18 protein-coding genes are annotated in these 18,752 nt (G+C 58.3%); 5 read left to right on the top strand and 13 right to left on the bottom strand.

Going from position 1 to position 18,752, the window contains the following annotated elements; translation table 11 throughout:
- The 7 genes from ADS46_RS16370 to ADS46_RS16340 form a co-directional block, all read right to left on the bottom strand.
- The coding region (locus tag ADS46_RS16370) for a retention module-containing protein (RefSeq protein WP_199825254.1) at window positions 1-1,031 on the bottom strand (1,031 nt) is incomplete at its 3' end.
- Between the two features lie 229 nt (window positions 1,032-1,260).
- Complete coding sequence (locus ADS46_RS16365; RefSeq protein ID WP_066321766.1) at window positions 1,261-1,908, bottom strand: response regulator transcription factor; 648 nt, start codon at window positions 1,906-1,908, stop codon at window positions 1,261-1,263.
- Entirely contained in the window at window positions 1,908-3,335 is a 1,428-nt protein-coding gene (locus ADS46_RS16360) for an HlyD family type I secretion periplasmic adaptor subunit (protein WP_066321764.1), read from the bottom strand. The genes ADS46_RS16365 and ADS46_RS16360 overlap by 1 nt, the downstream gene beginning before the upstream one ends.
- Window positions 3,335-5,503, bottom strand: coding sequence for a type I secretion system permease/ATPase (locus ADS46_RS16355; protein WP_066321763.1), 2,169 nt, complete (start codon window positions 5,501-5,503; stop codon window positions 3,335-3,337). The genes ADS46_RS16360 and ADS46_RS16355 overlap by 1 nt, the downstream gene beginning before the upstream one ends.
- 123 nt (window positions 5,504-5,626) lie before the next feature.
- Window positions 5,627-7,468 (bottom strand): TolC family outer membrane protein, encoded by a 1,842-nt coding sequence (locus ADS46_RS16350; RefSeq protein WP_082926122.1) that lies wholly within the window; start codon window positions 7,466-7,468, stop codon window positions 5,627-5,629.
- A 399-nt stretch (window positions 7,469-7,867) separates the two neighbouring features.
- A complete protein-coding gene (locus ADS46_RS16345; protein WP_066321761.1) occupies window positions 7,868-8,737 on the bottom strand; it encodes a DMT family transporter in 870 nt (289 codons plus the stop codon).
- On the bottom strand, window positions 8,734-9,003 hold the full coding sequence (locus ADS46_RS16340) for a SelT/SelW/SelH family protein (protein WP_066321760.1): 270 nt from the start codon (window positions 9,001-9,003) through the stop codon (window positions 8,734-8,736). The genes ADS46_RS16345 and ADS46_RS16340 overlap by 4 nt, the downstream gene beginning before the upstream one ends.
- Before the next feature lie 209 nt (window positions 9,004-9,212).
- Between ADS46_RS16340 and ADS46_RS16335 the strand changes: the two genes are divergently transcribed.
- The 4 genes from ADS46_RS16335 to ettA all read left to right on the top strand — a co-directional run bounded on the left by ADS46_RS16335 (window position 9,213) and on the right by ettA (window position 13,303).
- Window positions 9,213-10,526, top strand: coding sequence for an MFS transporter (locus tag ADS46_RS16335; protein WP_066321759.1), 1,314 nt, complete (start codon window positions 9,213-9,215; stop codon window positions 10,524-10,526).
- A gap of 134 nt (window positions 10,527-10,660) precedes the next feature.
- Complete coding sequence (locus tag ADS46_RS16330; RefSeq protein WP_066321757.1) at window positions 10,661-11,107, top strand: PAS domain S-box protein; 447 nt, start codon at window positions 10,661-10,663, stop codon at window positions 11,105-11,107.
- A gap of 140 nt (window positions 11,108-11,247) precedes the next feature.
- Entirely contained in the window at window positions 11,248-11,463 is a 216-nt protein-coding gene (locus ADS46_RS16325) for a PA3496 family putative envelope integrity protein (protein ID WP_066321755.1), read from the top strand.
- A 178-nt stretch (window positions 11,464-11,641) separates the two neighbouring features.
- Entirely contained in the window at window positions 11,642-13,303 is a 1,662-nt protein-coding gene (gene ettA, locus ADS46_RS16320; RefSeq protein WP_066321754.1) for an energy-dependent translational throttle protein EttA, read from the top strand.
- Window positions 13,304-13,485: 182 nt separating this feature from the next.
- Here the strand turns inward: ettA and coq7 are convergent, their stop codons facing one another.
- The 6 genes from coq7 to phaR all read right to left on the bottom strand — a co-directional run bounded on the left by coq7 (window position 13,486) and on the right by phaR (window position 17,867).
- Window positions 13,486-14,124, bottom strand: a complete 639-nt coding sequence (gene coq7 / locus ADS46_RS16315; RefSeq protein WP_066321752.1) for a 2-polyprenyl-3-methyl-6-methoxy-1,4-benzoquinone monooxygenase — start codon at window positions 14,122-14,124, stop codon at window positions 13,486-13,488.
- A gap of 39 nt (window positions 14,125-14,163) precedes the next feature.
- Window positions 14,164-14,505 carry a histidine triad nucleotide-binding protein gene (locus ADS46_RS16310; RefSeq protein WP_066321751.1) on the bottom strand — a complete coding sequence of 114 codons (342 nt, stop codon included), beginning with the start codon at window positions 14,503-14,505 and terminating at the stop codon, window positions 14,164-14,166.
- Window positions 14,506-14,560: 55 nt separating this feature from the next.
- Window positions 14,561-15,433, bottom strand: a complete 873-nt coding sequence (locus tag ADS46_RS16305; RefSeq protein ID WP_066321750.1) for a phosphoribulokinase — start codon at window positions 15,431-15,433, stop codon at window positions 14,561-14,563.
- Window positions 15,434-15,436: 3 nt separating this feature from the next.
- On the bottom strand, window positions 15,437-15,877 hold the full coding sequence (locus tag ADS46_RS16300; protein WP_066321749.1) for an acyl-CoA thioesterase: 441 nt from the start codon (window positions 15,875-15,877) through the stop codon (window positions 15,437-15,439).
- 94 nt (window positions 15,878-15,971) lie between these two features.
- Window positions 15,972-17,258 carry a phosphoribosylamine--glycine ligase gene (purD, locus tag ADS46_RS16295; protein ID WP_066321744.1) on the bottom strand — a complete coding sequence of 429 codons (1,287 nt, stop codon included), beginning with the start codon at window positions 17,256-17,258 and terminating at the stop codon, window positions 15,972-15,974.
- A 72-nt stretch (window positions 17,259-17,330) separates the two neighbouring features.
- A complete protein-coding gene (gene phaR / locus ADS46_RS16290) occupies window positions 17,331-17,867 on the bottom strand; it encodes a polyhydroxyalkanoate synthesis repressor PhaR (protein ID WP_066321743.1) in 537 nt (178 codons plus the stop codon).
- 169 nt (window positions 17,868-18,036) lie between these two features.
- Here phaR and ADS46_RS16285 point away from each other — a divergent pair, with 169 nt between their 5' ends.
- Window positions 18,037-18,750 carry a 16S rRNA (uracil(1498)-N(3))-methyltransferase gene (locus tag ADS46_RS16285; RefSeq protein WP_066321742.1) on the top strand — a complete coding sequence of 238 codons (714 nt, stop codon included), beginning with the start codon at window positions 18,037-18,039 and terminating at the stop codon, window positions 18,748-18,750.
- Window positions 18,751-18,752: the final 2 nt, after the last annotated feature.

Below are 18,752 nucleotides of genomic sequence, written 5' to 3'. Positions count from 1 at the left end.
GTGGAGGTGCCGCCGTCGATTGTCTGGCTGTCTTGGGTTTCGAGGCTGACCTCGCTCAGTTCGACGTCTTCCAACTCAACACTTGGCCCATCGTCCACAATAGTGATGCCGAGGCTGTTCGAGGCGGTATTACCACCTGCATCCGTAACGGTATATACGAGGCTGGCCAGGGCCTCTTCGGTACCTTCTTCATGCAGCAGATTGTTGGCAAGGGTGAGGGTGAAATCACCGGTTTGAGGATCAATCTCGACCTGGAACAGGAACGGTTCTTCAGAATTGGCTGCTTGCACCCGTTCGTTGGAGGCCGTGAGGGTGTTGCTAGCGGCATCCCAGTCCAGGTTAAAGCTCTCCTGGCCAATGGTTAACGTCTGCCCGTCCATACCGGCAAAGCCGATGCTACCAGCGCCCAGCGCCCCAAAGCTGAAGTCGATACTGCCGGTGGCCGTTACGCTGTTGAATTGAGATTGTTCTCCGGACACCAGTTGACTTTCATCAAGCGTGATACTTGTCAAACCCGCCGTCGGGTTACCTTCAATCTCGTCATCAGCGTCGGCTGGCGCTGCTGCAAATTCGATCGTCTCAGGGCCTTCATCAGCACCAACGGCGTAATCATACTGAAGCCCTTGAACAGACTCTTCGATACGCGCGAGCTGGACGAAGTCGGCGCCACCGCCGCCACCACCGGCAGCGCCACCGCCTGCAGCAGTCGCTTCAAGGAGTTCGAGCAGGTCGCCGTCCTCTTCTTCCAGCGCAGACAGAAGCGCTTCTACTTCGCCGTCCTGGGCGACAGTTTCTTCTTCGGTGGGGGCGTTCTCGGCATCCACGTCATTGGTGATCGCGACTTCTTCGTCACCACCAATGGTGGTGGGCGGCAAGCCGTCGTCAAAATCAAGCTGAACATTGCCGTTGGTAGAGGTGACCAGCGTCTCGCCTTCCTGAAGAGTGTCGCCGACGGCAAGTTCGCGCAGGTTGCCATCAGGATCGCGTGCCCAGGCCTGACCGGTAATGGAAACGACGGTTGCAATGCTCATAGGAGTCATCCTCTAACAACAGAAATAAGGTTTTGTATTGATAGTCACACTAGACCAGGCTTGGGAAGCTTAGTATTGGACCGTGGTACAGGAAGGGGAACTATATGCTTAGGCGTTTACTACAGGCTTGCGTGGCTTTAAGCACACCTCGGCGGCAGGAAAAACAGACAGCTGAGCGTCGAGGCAAGGACCTCGCTATTACAAGGACGATATTGCCGTGAGTGGCTGACTACTCGGAAGAAGAGTAACTGGGGGTCTCATTTACCTTTGCTGATGTGCCTTTTCCGGTCAGCTTGATGATCAGCTGTAATCGGTCATGGATATCGAGCTTGGCGAAGATGGCGGTCAAGTGGGCTTTGACGGTTCTTTCCGTTATGTCGAGTTCTCGGGCCACCACTTTATTGCTGGCTCCCTTGGCCACGGCCAACGCCACTTCGCGCTCGCGCTGGGTCAGCACTTCCAGCACCGATGATTGAACCTGTTCGTCACCATTGAGCAGCCGCCAGGTACTCCCCATGACCTGGGCCATGAGATCGGCCGGTACCCAGATACCCTGGTTCATTACCACCGTGGCGATTTGCTTTAGCGTATCGGCGGGACTCAGCGCGTGGGCGTAGCCTCTTGCGCCTTGCTGAAGCGCGTCCATCGCCGCGCCATTTTCCGGCATCATTGACAGCACCACAACGGTGGCACGCTGGGACAGGCGGCGCACGAAAGAGGGCCCGTCATTGCCATGCTCTTCTTTCAGTACCCACACCAGGGTGCCAGCATTCGCCCACGCCTCGGCCTCCTCGGCCGTTACGCACTCAGCCTCGGCGAAGGCGGCTTGCCAGCGAGGCATCAACGCCTGGTCTTGCGTGACAAAAAGGTGGTTCATCAGCGTTCCCCTAATGAATTATTCCACGCGCGCAGGACAGGCTTCAGGAGAAACTCCATCACCGTACGCTTGCCGGTCATGATATCCACCTGGGCGGTCATGCCGGGAATGATGTCCATGTCTTCGTTATTGATTTCACCCTGTTCGGTACGAACCTTGACGCGATAAAAGGTGTTGTCGTCGTCATCGGTAATGGTGTCGGCACTGATGTTTTCGAGCTCGGCCTTTAAACCACCATACTGGGAATAGTCGTAGGCCGTCAGTTTGACGGTTGCCTCCTGCCCTGGAGTCAGGAAGGCGATGTCCTGGGGTGCAATACGCGCCTCGACCAGCAGCCGGTCGTCGGTGGGAATGATATCGACGACCTCCTGCCCGGCTTGAGCAACGCCACCGATGGTCGTGATGTGCAGGGTCTGCACGACCCCTTTCACCGGCGAACGAATATCGGCGAGCTGCACGCGATTCTGCAAGCCCGAACTGCCTTCATCCAACGCCGCGATTTCACTCAGCGTATCGGACAGGTCGTTGCGCCACTGGCTACGTCGTTCAGCGCCCAGTTCGCGCAACTGTGATTCACTTTCCTCAACGGCGGCTTCGAGCCGCTCGATCGCCGCATTGGCCTGGTCCCGCTCGCCGCGGTTGCGGGAAACCTCGCGCTCCAGACGCAGTACCTCGACTTCCGATACGGCACCGGAGGACAACAAAGGCCTTGTGAGCTGGAGTTCTTCACTGGCCATCTGCAACTCACGGCTAGCGGTATCACGCCGCAGTTTTGCCTCAAGCAACTCGGCTTCACGCTGGCGGATGCGGTCGCGAATCACGGCTTCCTGCTGGCGTAATTCGTACAGGCTGCTTTGATAGGCTTCACGCTCTTGGGAAACGGAAAGGGGCGCCTCTGCCAGCAACTCGTCACTGGGCGAGAAGTCAGTGTCCGTCACCAGGGCACGCAGCCGCTCGGCTCGGGCTTTCAGTGCCTGGGCTTGCACCCGGTTTTCACGAAAATCGGAGACGAAGCGGGTCGGGTCGATGCGCATGATGACCTCGCCCGCCTCGACCATCTCGCCTTCCTGTACAAGGATTTCCTCGACCACGCCGCCGTCGAATGATTGAACGCGCTGCAGCTGCTGGGCGGGAATGACGCGGCCCTGACCGCGGGTGACTTCATCAATTTCCGCAAAGCAAGCCCAGACAATCAGCGCGATGATAGCCAGCACGATGCCGTAGAGAAATCCGCGGGCACGGAGGGGGTCCTGCTGCATGCGCGCCCAGTCGGCGTCGCTGGCCCAGTCCCGATTTATATGGGCCGAGGTGACGCGCTTGGAAAACAGCCGGTCCATGAACGGGCGAAAGGGTTTGCCGCCCTTTTCGCTAAACCGCCCCAGCGCTTCAAAGCCCTGCTGTTCGGCGGATTTACGCTTTTTCGCCATTAGTTCGCCCTCCCGACCTGGCCTTTACGCAAGGCTTCGACGACTTGCTCGCGCGGGCCATCGGCAACCACTTTGCCCGCGTCCATCACGATAATGCGGTCAACAAGCGAGAGCAGGGAGGTGCGGTGGGTAACGATCACCATGGTTTTTTCTTGACTGAAACGCGTCAGGTTTTTCTTCAGCACCTCTTCGCTGGCGTGGTCCATCGCGCTGGTGGGTTCGTCGAGCAGCAGCACGCTCGGGCTGTTCACCAGCGCACGCGCAATGGCGACCGATTGACGCTGACCGCCGGAGAGCATGTTGCCCCCTTCACCGACCGGCAGATCAAGGCCGTGAGGGTGCGACTTGACCAGGGATTCAAGGCCGCTCAATCGGACAGCCTCGAGCAGCGCTTCGTCATCCACGCCCTCGCTGCCTGCCCCGGCGACGATGTTCTCGCGCAGGGTGCCGAAAAACAGCGCGATATCCTGGGGCACGTAGCCGATATGCCGCCGCAGTTGCATGGGGTCGAACTGACGTATGTCGACATCATCCAGGAAAATGGCACCGCCCGTGGGCTGATAAAGCGCCAGCAACAGCTTGCTGAGGGTGGATTTACCCGAACCGATACGGCCGATCAGGGCGACCTTTTCACCCGGCTTGAGTCGGAAGCTCACATCGTTGAGCGCACTGCGCTCTGCCTCCGGGTAGCTCAGGCTGACGCCGTCGAATTTGATATCGCCGTGGACCACGGGGCGGTTGATGTAGGCTTTGCCCTCAACGCGTTCGGTGGGCTTGTCCATCACCTCGTTGAGTGACTCGAGCGCCGTGGATGACTGGTGGTATTGCGCCATCAACCCCGCCGCCTGGCTGATCGGCGCCATCGCTCGTGAAGACAGCAGGTACGCGGCGATCAGCCCGCCCTGGGTCAGGTCACCTTCGATGATCATGTAGACACCGATAATGATGATGGCCACCGCCACCGTATGCTGCGTCCATAGCGCCACACTGGTGACTGAGGAGCTGACCAGGCGCAACTGCGCCGCCGTGCGGGAAAGAAAGGCCGACGCCCGCTCCCACATGCCCTGTAACCGGCTTTCACTGCGCAGCGCCTTGACGGTTTCAAGGTTGCCGACGGATTCCACCAGGGTGGCATTGCGCTGGGCACCGATGCGCCAGGTGGTTTCGGAGAGCTCGTGCAGCTTGCTCTGCGCGGCCAGTGCATAAAGGAAGACGAACACGGCGCCGACCACGATGGGAATCACCAGCGGCACGCCAATCAGTGCGATAATCGAGGCAAACAGAATGACAAAAGGCAGATCCACGAGCGCCACGATGGTGGCAGAGCCAATGAACGCCCGCACGGATTCAAAGGATTGCAACGTGGCCGTAAACGAGCCTGTCGAGGCGGGCTTGGCTTCCATCCGCATGCCGAGCACGCGTGACATGATGCTGGAGGTCAGTTTCACATCGGCTCGGCTGGCGGCCAAGTCCACAAAGGCGTTGCGCATCAGGCGCAGCGCCAGGTCGAAACACAGCACGATAAAGATGCCGACGGCCAGCACCCAGAGCGTCTCGGTAGCCGCGTTGGGGACCACCCGGTCGTATACGTTCATCACGAACAGGGGCATGGCCACGGCAAACAGGTTGATCACCGCCGAGCCGATCAATACATCGCGGTAAAGCTTGCGATTTTCGCGGATAACCCCCCAGAACCAGTGCCGTGAGCGCTGCTTCTTGACCTCGGGGCCACGGGCATCGAAGCGAAACTTGGGTCTGACATAGGCCGTCTGGCCACTGTAGGCGTCTTGCAGGCCAACCAGGCTGACAATGGAGCTTGCCTCGCCCAGCTCGGGAAAAATGACTTCCGCCTGGCCATTTTTAATGTCCAGGTTGAGCAGCACACAGGCACGCCCGGATTCCAGCAGCAGAATTGCTGGAAACAGCGCGGGGTTCAGTTGCGATAGGCGTGATTTGACCAGCCGAGCGGTTAGATCAGCGCGCGCCGCTGCACGTCCCAACACGCCGGGCGTCAGCCTGCCTTCCTCTAGGGGTAGACCGGCAATAAGCGCTTCTCGTGTGGCATCGTGGTGATGAATGGATGCCACAGCGATCAAGCATTCAAGAAGCTCGTCTGTATCGGTTCGAGTAGATGGTTCGTCTGATGCTACGTCTTTTTCGTTAGACACACATACCCCAAATCATAAATGCGACCTGCTCAGATGAGTGCGCCCAGCGATGCTGTCTCGCGTTCTTGTGTTTGTAACGAAAACTGGAAGAACGCGAAACAACCTACAGCGCCATCCTCTTACTTAACTGCTGACAGGAAAGGCTTCATCATACCCCATATCGCTCAACTGGCGGCGAAAGCCTGGTACTGCATCAGGGGTGGTGCCTATCTGAACACGGTAAAGACCGCCACCGTTAACGACGCGGGTTGGCATGTTCAACTGACCTTCAAGTTCTTTTTGCAACTCAGCGGCCGATGATTGGCTGCTGAGGGCCGCTACCTGAAGAAATGAGCTTGCATTCGCAGGAGTGGTGTTAACGATCTCATCCGTGAACGCTGAAGGACGCTCCGAGGGCTTGTCCGAAACGTCAGCGACCGAACGCGTGTCAATGGCGCGATCCCCACCAAACGAGCTCGTTGTACTGACACCCGAAGAGTTACCATTGCCGGTACTACCCACCAGATCCTCCAGCGTATAGTTGGCAGGCGCTTGAGTCGGGCAGATTGCCTCGGCATCAATCTCGACGCCATCGCTATCCAGTTCGGACAGGCTCGGCATGTCGGCGCGAGAGACGTCCAGGGTGCGCATCAGTTGCCCCATTGAGGCCAGCGTCTCGGCGTCGGCAATGGCAACATCATACTGAGCGTTCACGTAAGCCCGGCTGGCTTCGAAGAACTCGTTTTCGCTGTCCAATACGTCGAGCAGTGTGCGCTCGCCGATATCGAACTGCTGCTGATAAGCGCCGCGTACCCGGTCAATGGATTGGCGATGCTGATTCAGGTACTGCATCTGCTCGCGCAGCCGCTGGGTGTCCCCGTAGGCGATCTGGGTCGTTTGGCGAACGTTGCGACAAGCCAGCTCGCGATTTTCAACGGCTTCTTCGATGCGTTCGCTGGCGGCACGGAATGAGGCCAGATCCGAGCCACCCCGATACAGGTTCATGCTGGCAACCAGTTCGATGCTGCTCTGGTCACGACGACCGAATGCTGACGAGTCATCGTTGTTGCTGCCGGTGCGCCCTACGATATCCAACCGCGGATGGAAACCTGCTTCGGCAATGTCCCGCTCCGCACGCGATGCGGCAATGTCTTCAATCGCGGCGTGAAAGTCGGGGTTACCTTCATAGGCAAGATTGACCGCCTCTTGCACTGAGCTTGGCAGCTCATCCGAGAGTTCCGGCGTGGACGCCAGATTTTCTACCGGCAGGTCGCCGACGATGCGGTTGTAGCGCGCCGAGACATCGTGCAGGTTTGAGGCTTCCGTCAGCAGGTTGGATTCGGCCAGGGCGACGCGACCGGTAATCTGCTCAAGATCAACACCGCGGCCGGCGCCGGATAGCGCACGCTCTTCGATCTGATCGTAGACCCGCATGTGCTGGCGGTAATTATCCTGGGCCAGGCGAACCAGCTCACGATAGCGCAGCACATCCGCATAGGCCCTGGTCGCTTCCAGGGCAACGTTTTCACTGGCGCCCAGCAATTCGTAGTAACGTACCAGCTCCGCCCGGTCCAACTGCTCTACCCGTCCGGCCGTCGCAAAACCGTCGTAGACCATTTGGGTCAACTCGAGCTGCACGTAATCAGTGTCATAGCTACCGCGGCCATCACCTTCGACGGACTCGCGGCCCACGCCAGCGGTGGCGTCCACGCTTGGCAGATAACCGCCCCAGGCTTCATCCCTGTCGTAACCCGCCGCATTGAAGGCGCGGAACGCCGCGTTCACTTCGGGATTCTGGGTGATCGCCTGCTGGACAGTCTCTTGCAAGTTGGATGAACCCGGGATCGCCATATCGGATGGAAGTGACTGAGCCATCGCCTGGCTGAGCGGAAGAAGTGTCAGGCTGGTGCCCAAAGCGGCCGCCTGAATGATACGTGACAAGCCAAACCGTTGGTAAAGCCCGTTGGTGCAGCTGATTTTTTTCATCTGTGGTCCCCTCATGAAATATGAGACAGCGACTGCAGCAAAGCCACCGCAATCACCGATAGCAATCGATACGTTATTTTTTTATCGCGGGACTCACCCAACACTTGCTATGTTCAGGTGGCGCATCCTTTCCCGGTTTCCATACCCTGGTGGTGCTCGGCTCTAGCGCCTTGCGTGTCAATGTGGCTCATCAAAAGAGCTTAAGCACCCTGATGACGTATTTCCTCTTTATAGCTTATAACGCATGAGTTACGTCAGAAATATTAATGTAAGTAATCGTAAAACAAAATTGCATTATGTACAAAGTAAAAATGCCATAAATTTCTTAATAAGCAGGCATTGATACGTAAACCGTAAGCCACATGACTTGTTTACAAAGCTGATAACAAAGGCTTAACCCTATGGTTGACGCGTTTGCTGCCAGCCTAGCCCAGCCAGAATAAGCACCAAACCTACCAAGGTTGAAGGATAAATCGACTCACCAACGACTACAAACAGTAACAAAAGCGAGACAGGAGGGGACAGAAAGATCAGGTTTGAGACCTTGGCGGTGCGCGATACCTTGTGAACCGCCAGCTGCCATAAAATGAAGGCGATCCCCATCTCGAACAGCCCCACATAAATACCGGCCGCAAGCGCCGAGCCGCCATGCCACTGAAACCCTGGCCCCCATAACAGCAACAGCGTCAATACCGGCAACCCAACGGTGAAATTTTGCCACTGCCCCACCAAGGGCTGGCGTTTGTCGCGGGCATTGAGCAGCCAGTAAAGCGCCCACAGGAGCGTGGACGCTAGCGCAAAGGCCACGCCAAGCGGGTCGGCAAAGTGGACATCGAACACATTGCCACGGGTGGCGATCACCCAGACGCCTGCGTAGGCGACCAGCCCAGCGGTGATATCCTTGACGGTCAGGCGGTGCCCCAAAAGCGGTACCGCCAGAAACGCCATGGCCAGTGCCCAGGTGTAATTCAGCGCCATGGCTTCCTGGCCGGGCAGCCGATCATAGGCGGCAAACAGCACCAGATAATAGGCAACCGGGTTCATCAGCCCGGCCCAGGCAGCGGTTTTCCAGCCGCTGTTTAGCGCTATTCTGGCGTTACCCTGGTACACCACCAGAATGCCCATCAGCAGCCAGGAGACCAGCGCCGCCAGCCACATCAGTTCCAGGGGCGACATCCAGGTCAAGGCTACCTTGAAAGCGGTGGCGACGGTGGACCAGAGGGCAACCGCCCCCAAGCCATATAGAATTGCTTGGCGGTCCTGATTCATCGGTCGGTATGACCGAGGTTGCGGGCGGGTTCAACGTGGTCTCGCACCCGCTGTTTGAGGGTTTTTATATCCGGAAAACCGTCATCGCGCTTGCGCTCCCATAGCAAGGCATCGTCGCACCAGATTTCGAAGGTGCCGCCGTGGCTTGGGCAAAGTGCCACTTCGTCCAGCGCTTCGCCGAAAGTGGAGAGCAACTCCTGTGCATACCAGCCGCTGCGTAGCAGCCACTGGCATTGCGTGCAATAGCGGATTTGAATGCGCGACATCCTTGAGCTCCTTGGCGAGACTCGCCATTATCCATGAGTACTGTTAATAATCTGCGTAACAATCTGCGGGCATTGACTAATCTGCAGGCGTTAACCACCGCGTATAGTGAATACCTGTACTAGACAGGGGTATTGCCCAGCAAGAGTGTACTGAATAACACGGCTCGTCAAAACGAGCCGCCCGGGACGACGACTGCCAAGGAGCCCTGATGGCTAGACATGACCTTTCTGAATCGCGCATCTACGAGTGGCTGACCGGCGACGAGGACAGCCGGATGTGCGATGACATTCCCGATAGCGCCTGCCATGAGCAACCGCGTAACTTTATGCTGCATTTATGGGCAGCATTGGGCAATAAGCTGGCGGATGAGCTATCCAGCGCACGTCTGGTTCTACCCTGGCTGATGGGCATTATCGGCGCACCGGTATGGATGGTCGGGCTTCTGGTGCCTATTCGCGAGTCCGGGGCACTGTTGCCGCAGATTTTTGTGGCGGGCTTCATACGCCTCAAGCCGCAACGCAAATGGGTGTGGGTGGCCGGTGCGACCCTCCAGGCGCTAGCGGCACTCGTGCTGGCAGCGTTGGCGCTGTGGAGCAGTGGTAGCCTGGGAGGCAGCCTGGTGTTGTTGGCGCTGGTCATGCTGTCGCTGGCCCGGGGGCTTTCGTCCATCGCCACCAAGGATGTCATGGGCAAGACCATTGCCAAACACCGCCGTGGCACCCTGATGGGCTGGAGCGGCAGTGTTGCCGGGGCAGCCACCCTGGCCGCCGGGGGTGTGTTGATGTTTCTGGGTGATTCCCCTGGCAATTTGACACTTGCGGCGCTGCTCGGCATTGCAGCACTCGGCTGGGCCGTTAACGGGATCTGTGCCGCCCGCATCGAGGAAACGCCGGGCGCGGTTGAAGGTGGCGAAAATGCCTGGGACAGCATCAAGCAGGGGCTTTCATTACTCCAGCAGGACCGCACGTTTTTACACTTCAATCTGTGCCGGGCGTTGCTGCTTTCCAGTGCCCTGGCCCTTCCCTATCTGGCGCTGCTGGGTCAACAACAAAGCGGCAGCGAGCTAAGCAGCCTGGGGCTACTCGTTGTGGTATCCGGCCTGGCCGCCATGGTGGCAAGCCCCGTGTGGGGCAAGCGCGCTGACCAGTCCAGCCGAGGTGTCATGCGCGATGCCGCCATCGGCACGGCCGTATGCTGTTTGCTGGGTGCTGGCATTGTATGGCTGCCGACCGTCGTTTCCGAGCGTATATGGCCCTACGCGCTGATCTATGCCGCGCTGGTGATTGTTCATCACGGGGTGCGTCTGGGTCGCAAAACCTACCTGGTCGACATGGCAAGCCAGGATAACCGCGCCCTCTATGTGGCACTCTCGAACACCTTGACGGGCGTACTGATGCTGCTGGTGGGCGGGATGGTCGGCCTGTTGGCCCAGTGGCTGGGCAGTAGCGCCTTGCTGCTCGTTTTGTCCGCCACCGCCCTGGCGGCGATGTTCAGTGCCCTGCGATTACCGCAGGTTGAGTGACGTTCAGGATTGCAAAGCCGGGCAACGCTCGCCATGATGGTAAGTCGGTGGCAGCCGTTATGCGGCCTTTTGCTATCATAAAAATTACGTGACAATACGCCACGATAGGTTTGGAGCTGCAACAGGACCCCTTGATGAAACGATCTCCCATGATCAGCCCCGCGTTGCTCGAACGCATGGTTGACGCTTCCGAAGACGGCATTGTAGTTGCTGAACAGGAAGGCGACGAAAACATCCTGATTTACGTCAACAAAGGCTTTGAACGCCTGACCGGTTACAGCGCCGATGAAATTTTATATCGGGACTGCCGCTTTTTGCAGAACGAGGATCGCGATCAAGATCCTCTCAACGCGATTCGTGAGGCGCTGAGTGCAGGCAAGCCTTCGCGGGAGGTGCTGCGCAACTATCGTAAAGACGGCACCATGTTCTGGAATGAGCTGTCGATCACGCCGGTTTTCGACGAAGCCGATAACCTGATGTACTACATCGGCGTACAGAAAGATGTTACCGAACGCGTGGAAGCACAACAGGCACTCGCCGAACTCCAGGCCAAGCAGGCAGACACAAAAACAGAAAAATAAAACGACAAGGCTTGATCTTCAACCTGACCGGCGTTATATAGCGGCAAGGCGCTTGATGAAGCGCTTGGCGCTTTCTGTTGCTCTGCCAACCAGAAAGCCATAATGACGCCGGCACGCCGGCTTGGGTTGGAGGGCCAGTCATGAGCCGTAATCCCTTGAGTCGTGAAACTTTCTCTCCTGAAGACGGTGAAGTGGATGAGTTCGATTCCTCCGACGCCGTCAATGACGAACACTACAGCCGCTCTCGGCCGAGCAACAAAGCCGATACCCTGCGCGCCAGACGCCAGGTTGAGGCTTGGCTTGAAGAACGCCGCCTCAAACGCGCCATCGATGACGGCTGGGACGAAGAAGAGTAATGATGCAGACTCATCAGGAACATTCCTGATGTCTTCCCCGCTGCGGCATCGGGTACCAACCTGACCGCACCTAGACGGTCAGCCCTCCCTGGCTGGCCTTTCGTCACGTGGGGCTCTATCATCTGCCTATCGCTCAGCGGTGACGCTGGCATTTTTTTCATCAACTAGACGGATTTCCATGGCGCAATACGTTTTCACCATGAACCGGGTCGGCAAGATCGTGCCGCCCAAAAAGCAAATTCTTAAAGATATCTCGCTGTCGTTTTTCCCGGGGGCCAAGATTGGCGTACTGGGCTTGAATGGCGCGGGCAAATCCACACTGCTGCGCATCATGGCCGGTGTTGATACGGAGTTTGAAGGTGAAGCCCGTGCGATGCCGGGAATTAACGTTGGCTACCTGCCTCAGGAGCCGGAGCTCGACGACAGCAAGAATGTCCGTGAGACCGTCGAAGAAGCCCTGGGTGCTATCAAGGAAGCCCAGGAAAAGCTCGATGGTGTTTACGCTGCCTACGCCGAGCCGGACGCCGACTTTGATGCCCTGGCGAGCGAGCAGGCACGCCTGGAAAATATTATCGAAGCCGCCGACGCTCATAACATCGAGCGCAAGCTGGACGTCGCCGCTGAAGCGCTTCGCCTGCCTCCCTGGGACGCCCAGGTCGGCAACCTTTCCGGCGGTGAGCGCCGCCGTGTAGCGCTGTGTCGCCTGCTGCTCTCAAGCCCCGACATGCTGCTGCTCGACGAGCCGACCAACCACCTGGATGCCGAGTCGGTTGCCTGGCTCGAGCGCTTTCTGCACGACTACAGCGGCACCGTGGTCGCCATTACCCACGACCGCTATTTCCTCGACAACGTGGCGGGCTGGATTCTGGAACTGGACCGCGGCCAGGGTATTCCCTTCGAGGGCAATTACTCACAGTGGCTCGAGCAGAAAGAGCAGCGCCTGGGTCAGGAAGCCAAGCAGGAAGCTTCTCGCCAGAAAGCCATCAAGCAGGAGCTTGAGTGGGTACGCTCCAATTCGAAGGGCCGCCAGGCGAAAAGCAAGGCACGCCTTAACCGCTTCGAGGAAATGCAGTCCGGTGATTTCCAGAAGCGTAATGAAACCAATGAGATCTATATTCCACCCGGCCCGCGCCTGGGGGATAAAGTCATCGAGTTTCATGATGTGGCGAAACGCTTCGACGACAAGCTGCTTTATCAGGACCTTTCGTTCTCGGTTCCCCCCGGTGCCATCGTCGGCATTGTAGGCGGTAACGGCGCCGGTAAATCGACCATGTTCAAGCTGATTACCGGCCAGGAACAGCCCGATGCTGGCGAGGTCGTGATTGGTGAGACCGTGGATATCGCTTATGTCGAGCAGCTGCGCGATGCCCTGGACGACAAGCAGACCGTCTGGCAGGCCGTTTCCGGTGGTCAGGATATCCTTAACATCAATGGTTACGAAGTTGCTTCGCGGGCGTACGTGGGTCGCTTCAACTTTAAAGGCAACGACCAGCAGAAACGCCTGGATGAGCTGTCCGGTGGTGAGCGGGGTCGTTTACAGCTGGCGCAAACGCTCAAGCAGGGTGCCAACGTGCTGCTGCTTGACGAACCGTCCAACGATCTGGATATCGAGACGCTGCGTGCGCTGGAAGAGGCCCTGCTGGCCTTCCCGGGCTGCGCCATGGTGATCTCCCACGACCGCTGGTTCCTTGACCGGATTGCGACGCATATTCTGGCATTTGAGGGCGATTCGGAAGTGGTCTTCTTTGACGGCAACTACACCGACTACGAAGAAGATCACAAGAAGCGTGTGGGCAACGACACGCCCAAGCGTATGAAGTACAAGCGCATCGATGCTTAGTAGCCTGGTCCGAACAATCCTTGGCGGGGGCGCTGTAAACCCCTCCATGGGCGCTACATTCGCCATCCATGGCGAATAACCCCCGCTACGGGTTGATTCGGACTTTGCGCAAGATAAGTTGAGTCTTTTTTAGTAAATTGAGCCCCGCCATGCGGGGCTTTTTTGTGGGTATCCGCCAGCGGTTAGCCGTGATACGTCGTTTTACTGACCGCCTTGAAGGCGCCGCGCATCAGCCACTGTACCGGCGCAGGCAGGCTGACACCGCCCGCTTCCAGCGCCAGTTGGGCATGGTGATTTTTCTCCACGGCCACTTTGCGAAGCAGGGTACGTGACGCCTGATCAGCCTCCGGCAGGCGTGACTGCTGATCACTGAACCGCTTGGCGGCTTGCGTTTCGCTGGCGGCCAGCAGCCCCAGGCCAAGGCGCTCACTCAGTACACCCGTGGTTGCGCCAATACTGAGCGAGGCTATATAGAAACACGGGGCAAGCAGGCTTGCACGGCTATCCAGTTGCCGCAGCCGCTGGCTAAACAGGGCCAGATGGCCAAGATCATTGGTCGCGGATTGTTGCATTTGTGCGCTGGCATCCGGCCGTTGGGCAAATAGCCGCTGTCCCTGGTAAAGCCCTTGCAGGCACACTTCACCGCTGTGGTTGACGCGCATCATGCCCGCCACGTGGTGGGCCTCGAAGGCGGTCAGGGTTTCATCGGCTGGCGCTACCGGCACAGGCGCTTTAGAGCGCGCCGTGGGTGGCGCCAGCGTGCGCAGCGCACGGTCAAACTGATAGATCCATTGGTCAGAACGGGGGCATCGACGCCTCATGGCTCGCTCCTTGGCCGTGGGTCGTAAAAGTACAGCGACTTACCCGGCGGGCCAGGTAAACTGACGCCCGCCGAGCAGGTGCATGTGGATATGATAGACCGTTTGACCGCCCATTTCGTTGCAGTTCATGACGACGCGGTAGCCGTCGTCGGCAAAGCCCTGCTCCTGGGCGAGTGTTGCCGCGGTATATTGCAGCCGACCAACGGTCGCCAGGTCATCGGCATGAATATCATTGAGCGTGGCAATGTGCTTCTTGGGGATAATCAACTGGTGCGTGGGTGCCTGGGGATTGATGTCGTTGAACGCCAGCACGTGCTCGTCTTCATAGACAATATCCGCAGGGATTTCGCGGTTGATGATCTTGCAAAACAGACAGTCCATAAAAGCTCCTCAGTGAGCGTGACCTGGCAACACAGTTAAACGATTACCTGTGAGCCTAACGAAAACGCCGCTGTGACAACAAGTGGCGCACTAACGGTGCCAGGATAAGCTCCATGGCCAGCGACATTCTGGCGCCAGGCACCACCAGGGTGTGGGGCCGGGTCATGAACGAATCCTTGATCATCGCCAATAGCCAGGGAAAGTCCACCGTGGAAGGGTCACGGAAGCGGATAACCACGAACGATTCCGCATCCGTGGGGATGTCCTGCACCTCAAAGGGGTTGGAGGTATCCACCGTGGGCACGCGCTGGAAATTGATATGGGTGCGCGAAAACTGGGGTTGGATATAGCGCACATAGTCATCCATGCGGCCGAGAATGGTGTCGATGACCGCTTCCTGGGAGTAGCCGCGCATCTTGGTGTCACGATCGATTTTCTGGATCCATTCCAGGTTCATGGTGGGCGCCACCCCCACCAATAGATCGACATGACGGGCAATGTCGTATTCTTCCGTTACCAGGCCACCGTGCAGGCCTTCGTAAAACAGCAAATCGGTACCGCAGGGGAGCGACTGCCACTCCGTGAAGGTACCGACCTTGTGCCCCGCCTCGATCTTTTGTTTATCTTCGGCATGAATGTAGTGCCTGAAGGTGCCCGTGCCATGCTCGCCGTATTCGATGAACAAGCCTTCGAGGCGATCCAGCAGGTTGGCTTCGACGGCAAAATGCGACAGTTCGTTTTTGCGCTCGGGTTCTTCGCGGAACATGCGATGCAACTCGTCGCGGGTATAGCGATGGAAGGCGTCGCCGTCGACCATGGCTGCATGCACGTCTTCACGCAGGAACATACGCTCGAAGCTGCGCCGCACGGTGGTGGTACCGGCACCGGACGAGCCGGTGATGGCAATGATCGGATATTCACGGGACATCGGTCAGGTGCCTCTTGCTTGCGCTAATGCCTGCACGACCGCCTCTGGTACTGCCACCGGGCGGCCCGACGCCATATCAATCAGCAGTTGATTGATACGTGCGGTCGCCACTGCCTTGCCACTCTCGGCGTGAGCGATGCGCTGGTAGACCGTCAACGCCTTGCCTTCGGGAGGCGGTACGGCGGTTTCGACCATCAGGGCATCCGGCCAGCGTGCTTCGCTTTGGTATTGCACCGCCAGATCAGCCACCACGCTGGGATAGCCCTGCATGTCCCATTCAGGCAGATCAAGGGCGGCAAACGCCTGGATGCGCGCCTCATGGAGCAGCGAGACCAGCGCGTCGTGGCCGAGATGACGACCGTAGTTCATATCCGTGACGCGGACGCTTAGCGAATGGCGATGAATGATCGCTGCGTCGGGAAAATCGAGCTGAACCCGTTCCATCCAGTTATCCTTGTTGTGATCGGAAAGCGTTGTGATCGGAAAGCGAGGCAGGATGCCCATGTGGCTATCAAAACGTCAACCTTCGGGGGAAGCGTCAATCTTCCCGGGCAATCGCACGGTGCGCGATATCACGGCGACAGATAACGCCCTCCCAATGAATTTCATCGACGCCCTGATACGCCTTCTGTTGCGCCTGGGAGACGCTATCCCCAAGGGCGGTAACGCACAGTACGCGGCCCCCTGCCGTCAGGACATCGCCCTGGTCATTGTGTTGGGTACCCGCATGAAACACCTTGCAGCCATGACGTTCGGCATTGGCAATGCCGTGAATCACGTCGCCCTTGCGGTAGCTGCCTGGGTAACCACCCGCAGCCAGTACGACACCTACCGCGGCGCGAGTGTCCCACTCGCAGCGCTGACCGGCCAGCTTGCCTTGTGCACCGGCAAGGCACAGCGCGGCAAAATCCGAGGTCAAGCGCAGCATGATGGGCTGGGTTTCCGGATCGCCAAAGCGACAGTTGTATTCGATCACCTTGGGATTACCCTGGCCGTCGATCATCAGGCCGGCATAGAGAAAACCGCTGTAGGCATGGCCTTCGGCGGCCATTCCCTTGACCGTGGGCAGAATCACCTGCTGCATGATGCGTTCATCGACATCCGGGGTGACCACGGGCGCCGGTGAGTAGGCACCCATGCCGCCGGTATTGGGTCCGCTGTCACCGTCGTAGGCGCGTTTGTGGTCCTGGCTGGTCGCCATGGGCACCACATTTTCCCCATCGACCATGACGATAAAGCTGGCCTCTTCACCGTCCAGATATTCTTCGATCACCACCCGTGCGCCTGCATCGCCAAAGGCATTGGCTTCCAGCATGTCACGGATCGCGGCTTCGGCCTCAGGCTGGCTCATCGCCACAATAACGCCTTTACCGGCCGCCAGGCCATCGGCCTTGATGACGATGGGCGCGCCTACTTCGGCCAGGTAGTCAAGCGCTGGCTCAACGGCTGTAAAGGTTTGATAGTCGGCCGTGGGAATCGCATGACGCGCCAGGAAGTCTTTGGTAAACGATTTCGAACCTTCCAACTGGGCGGCTGCCTGGGTCGGGCCAAAGATGGCCAGCCCCGCGGCCTGAAATTGATCCACCACGCCTTCAACAAGCGGCGCTTCCGGCCCCACCACCGTCAACGCCACGTTTTCCTGGCGTGCAAACGCCACCAGTGCGGAAATATCGCTTGCTTCGATGGCGACGTTGGTCAGCTTTTCCTCACCGGCGGTGCCTGCATTGCCCGGTGCTACAAACACCTGCGATACGCGCGGCGACTGAGCCAGTTTCCATGCCAACGCGTGTTCGCGACCACCGCCGCCTATCATCAAAACCTTCATGGATATCCTTCTTTGCGGAAGAGCAGATTAATGGCGGTATTATGCCACAGCTTGCCCGCGCGTCGCTGGCGCTTAGGTTGACTTGTCGTCGCTCTTTTTATCATGAGCTTTTTCATCATGAGCTTTATCGTCATGAGTTTCGTCGCTCTGGCCCGGATCGTCGCTGTCGTTTTTGCCGGTGGGCGGCGCCTGGTTCATGGTCTTCTGCCAGAAGCGCATGTTTTCCTCGGCCAGCTCGCGCATAAACTCCATGGGCGTGTGGCGAATGGCCTGCTGCCACTGGCTCTGCATGCGCTTTTGCTGCTCCATCATGATCTGGGTGCCCTGCTCCAGGTAACGCGCCAGCGGTAGCGGCGAGGACATGTCATAGACCCGGATCAACTGAGCCAGGAGGTCGTTGGAGAACACTTCGGCATCACTGTCGGCACTTTCCTGTTCGATGATAATCGACAGCAGGATCGTCCGCGTAAGATCTTCACCGCTTTTGGCGTCCTCGACCCGAAACGGCTCTTCCTCGAGAATCAGACGGCGCAGATCCTCCAGCGTCACGTAACGGCTTTGTTGGGTATCATACAATCTGCGATTGGCATATTTACGAATGACGCGCACGGCGATTCTCCTTAAACGCGATAGGGCTTTGCTTCCCGTTGCTGTTATTGTGCCTGCACTTGGCGGCCATGCAAGCCATGTAGCGATATTCAATAGGCGTCGCGTCGGCCGGGACGTGACATACGGGCTTTTCTCTACCTTTCCAAGCACTCAATAATCGAACACTGCCATGAACCTGATTTTACTCGAACCTCACGATCTGGCCCAGAACGGCCAGGCACTGCTGCGCGACCAACGCCGTCTGACACACCTGCGCGAGGTACACCGCGCCCAGCCAGGGGATACCCTCACCGTTGGCTGCGCCAACGGGCTGATCGGCAAAGCCGAATTGACTGCCATTGGGCCCGATCAGGCAACATTGCGCTGGGAACACCTTGGCGAACCACCACCGCCCGCCCTGCCCGTGCACCTGGTACTGGCATTACCCCGCCCGCGTATGCTGGCACGCACCCTTGAACACGTGACCGCGCTTGGCGTTAAGCGCATGACGCTGCTGCATACCAAACGGGTCGAAAAAAGCTATTGGCAATCCCCCGAACTACGTCCCGAGAAGATACACCAGCATCTGGTGCTGGGCCTTGAGCAGGCACGCGATACCGTGATGCCCAGTGTGGCCCTGGTGAAGGGCTTTCGGGCGTTTCTAGACGAGCATTTGCCAGCGCTACTGACACAGGGCCGTGGTCTTGTCGCCCACCCGGGCATGGCCCACCCTTGCCCGAGGGGCATCAGCGAGGAAACGGTCTTGTTGATAGGCCCTGAAGGCGGCTTTATCGACTGGGAAGTGGATCAATTGTTGAACGCGGGCTGCGAAGGCATGCACCTTGGCCCGCGTATTCTGCGCGTGGAGACCGCCGTGACCGCTTTATTGTCACGGCTTTTCTAAGG

It is taken from the genome of Halomonas sp. G11, from assembly GCF_001663515.1.
Lineage (GTDB): Bacteria > Pseudomonadota > Gammaproteobacteria > Pseudomonadales > Halomonadaceae > Vreelandella.
This window is presented reverse-complemented; position numbering and strand designations above follow the sequence as displayed.

Coding starts and splice junctions, on each gene's coding strand:
- ADS46_RS16350 (WP_082926122.1), bottom strand. CDS start 7,468: ATGAAAAAAATCAGCTGCACCAACGGGCTTTACCAACGGTTTGGCTTG.
- ADS46_RS16305 (WP_066321750.1), bottom strand. CDS start 15,433: ATGTCCCGTGAATATCCGATCATTGCCATCACCGGCTCGTCCGGTGCC.
- ADS46_RS16340 (WP_066321760.1), bottom strand. CDS start 9,003: ATGTCGCGCATTCAAATCCGCTATTGCACGCAATGCCAGTGGCTGCTA.
- ADS46_RS16330 (WP_066321757.1), top strand. CDS start 10,661: ATGAAACGATCTCCCATGATCAGCCCCGCGTTGCTCGAACGCATGGTT.
- coq7 (WP_066321752.1), bottom strand. CDS start 14,124: ATGAGGCGTCGATGCCCCCGTTCTGACCAATGGATCTATCAGTTTGAC.
- ADS46_RS16325 (WP_066321755.1), top strand. CDS start 11,248: ATGAGCCGTAATCCCTTGAGTCGTGAAACTTTCTCTCCTGAAGACGGT.
- purD (WP_066321744.1), bottom strand. CDS start 17,258: ATGAAGGTTTTGATGATAGGCGGCGGTGGTCGCGAACACGCGTTGGCA.
- ADS46_RS16335 (WP_066321759.1), top strand. CDS start 9,213: ATGGCTAGACATGACCTTTCTGAATCGCGCATCTACGAGTGGCTGACC.
- ADS46_RS16365 (WP_066321766.1), bottom strand. CDS start 1,908: ATGAACCACCTTTTTGTCACGCAAGACCAGGCGTTGATGCCTCGCTGG.
- ADS46_RS16310 (WP_066321751.1), bottom strand. CDS start 14,505: ATGGACTGTCTGTTTTGCAAGATCATCAACCGCGAAATCCCTGCGGAT.
- ettA (WP_066321754.1), top strand. CDS start 11,642: ATGGCGCAATACGTTTTCACCATGAACCGGGTCGGCAAGATCGTGCCG.
- ADS46_RS16300 (WP_066321749.1), bottom strand. CDS start 15,877: ATGGAACGGGTTCAGCTCGATTTTCCCGACGCAGCGATCATTCATCGC.
- ADS46_RS16285 (WP_066321742.1), top strand. CDS start 18,037: ATGAACCTGATTTTACTCGAACCTCACGATCTGGCCCAGAACGGCCAG.
- ADS46_RS16360 (WP_066321764.1), bottom strand. CDS start 3,335: ATGGCGAAAAAGCGTAAATCCGCCGAACAGCAGGGCTTTGAAGCGCTG.
- ADS46_RS16345 (WP_066321761.1), bottom strand. CDS start 8,737: ATGAATCAGGACCGCCAAGCAATTCTATATGGCTTGGGGGCGGTTGCC.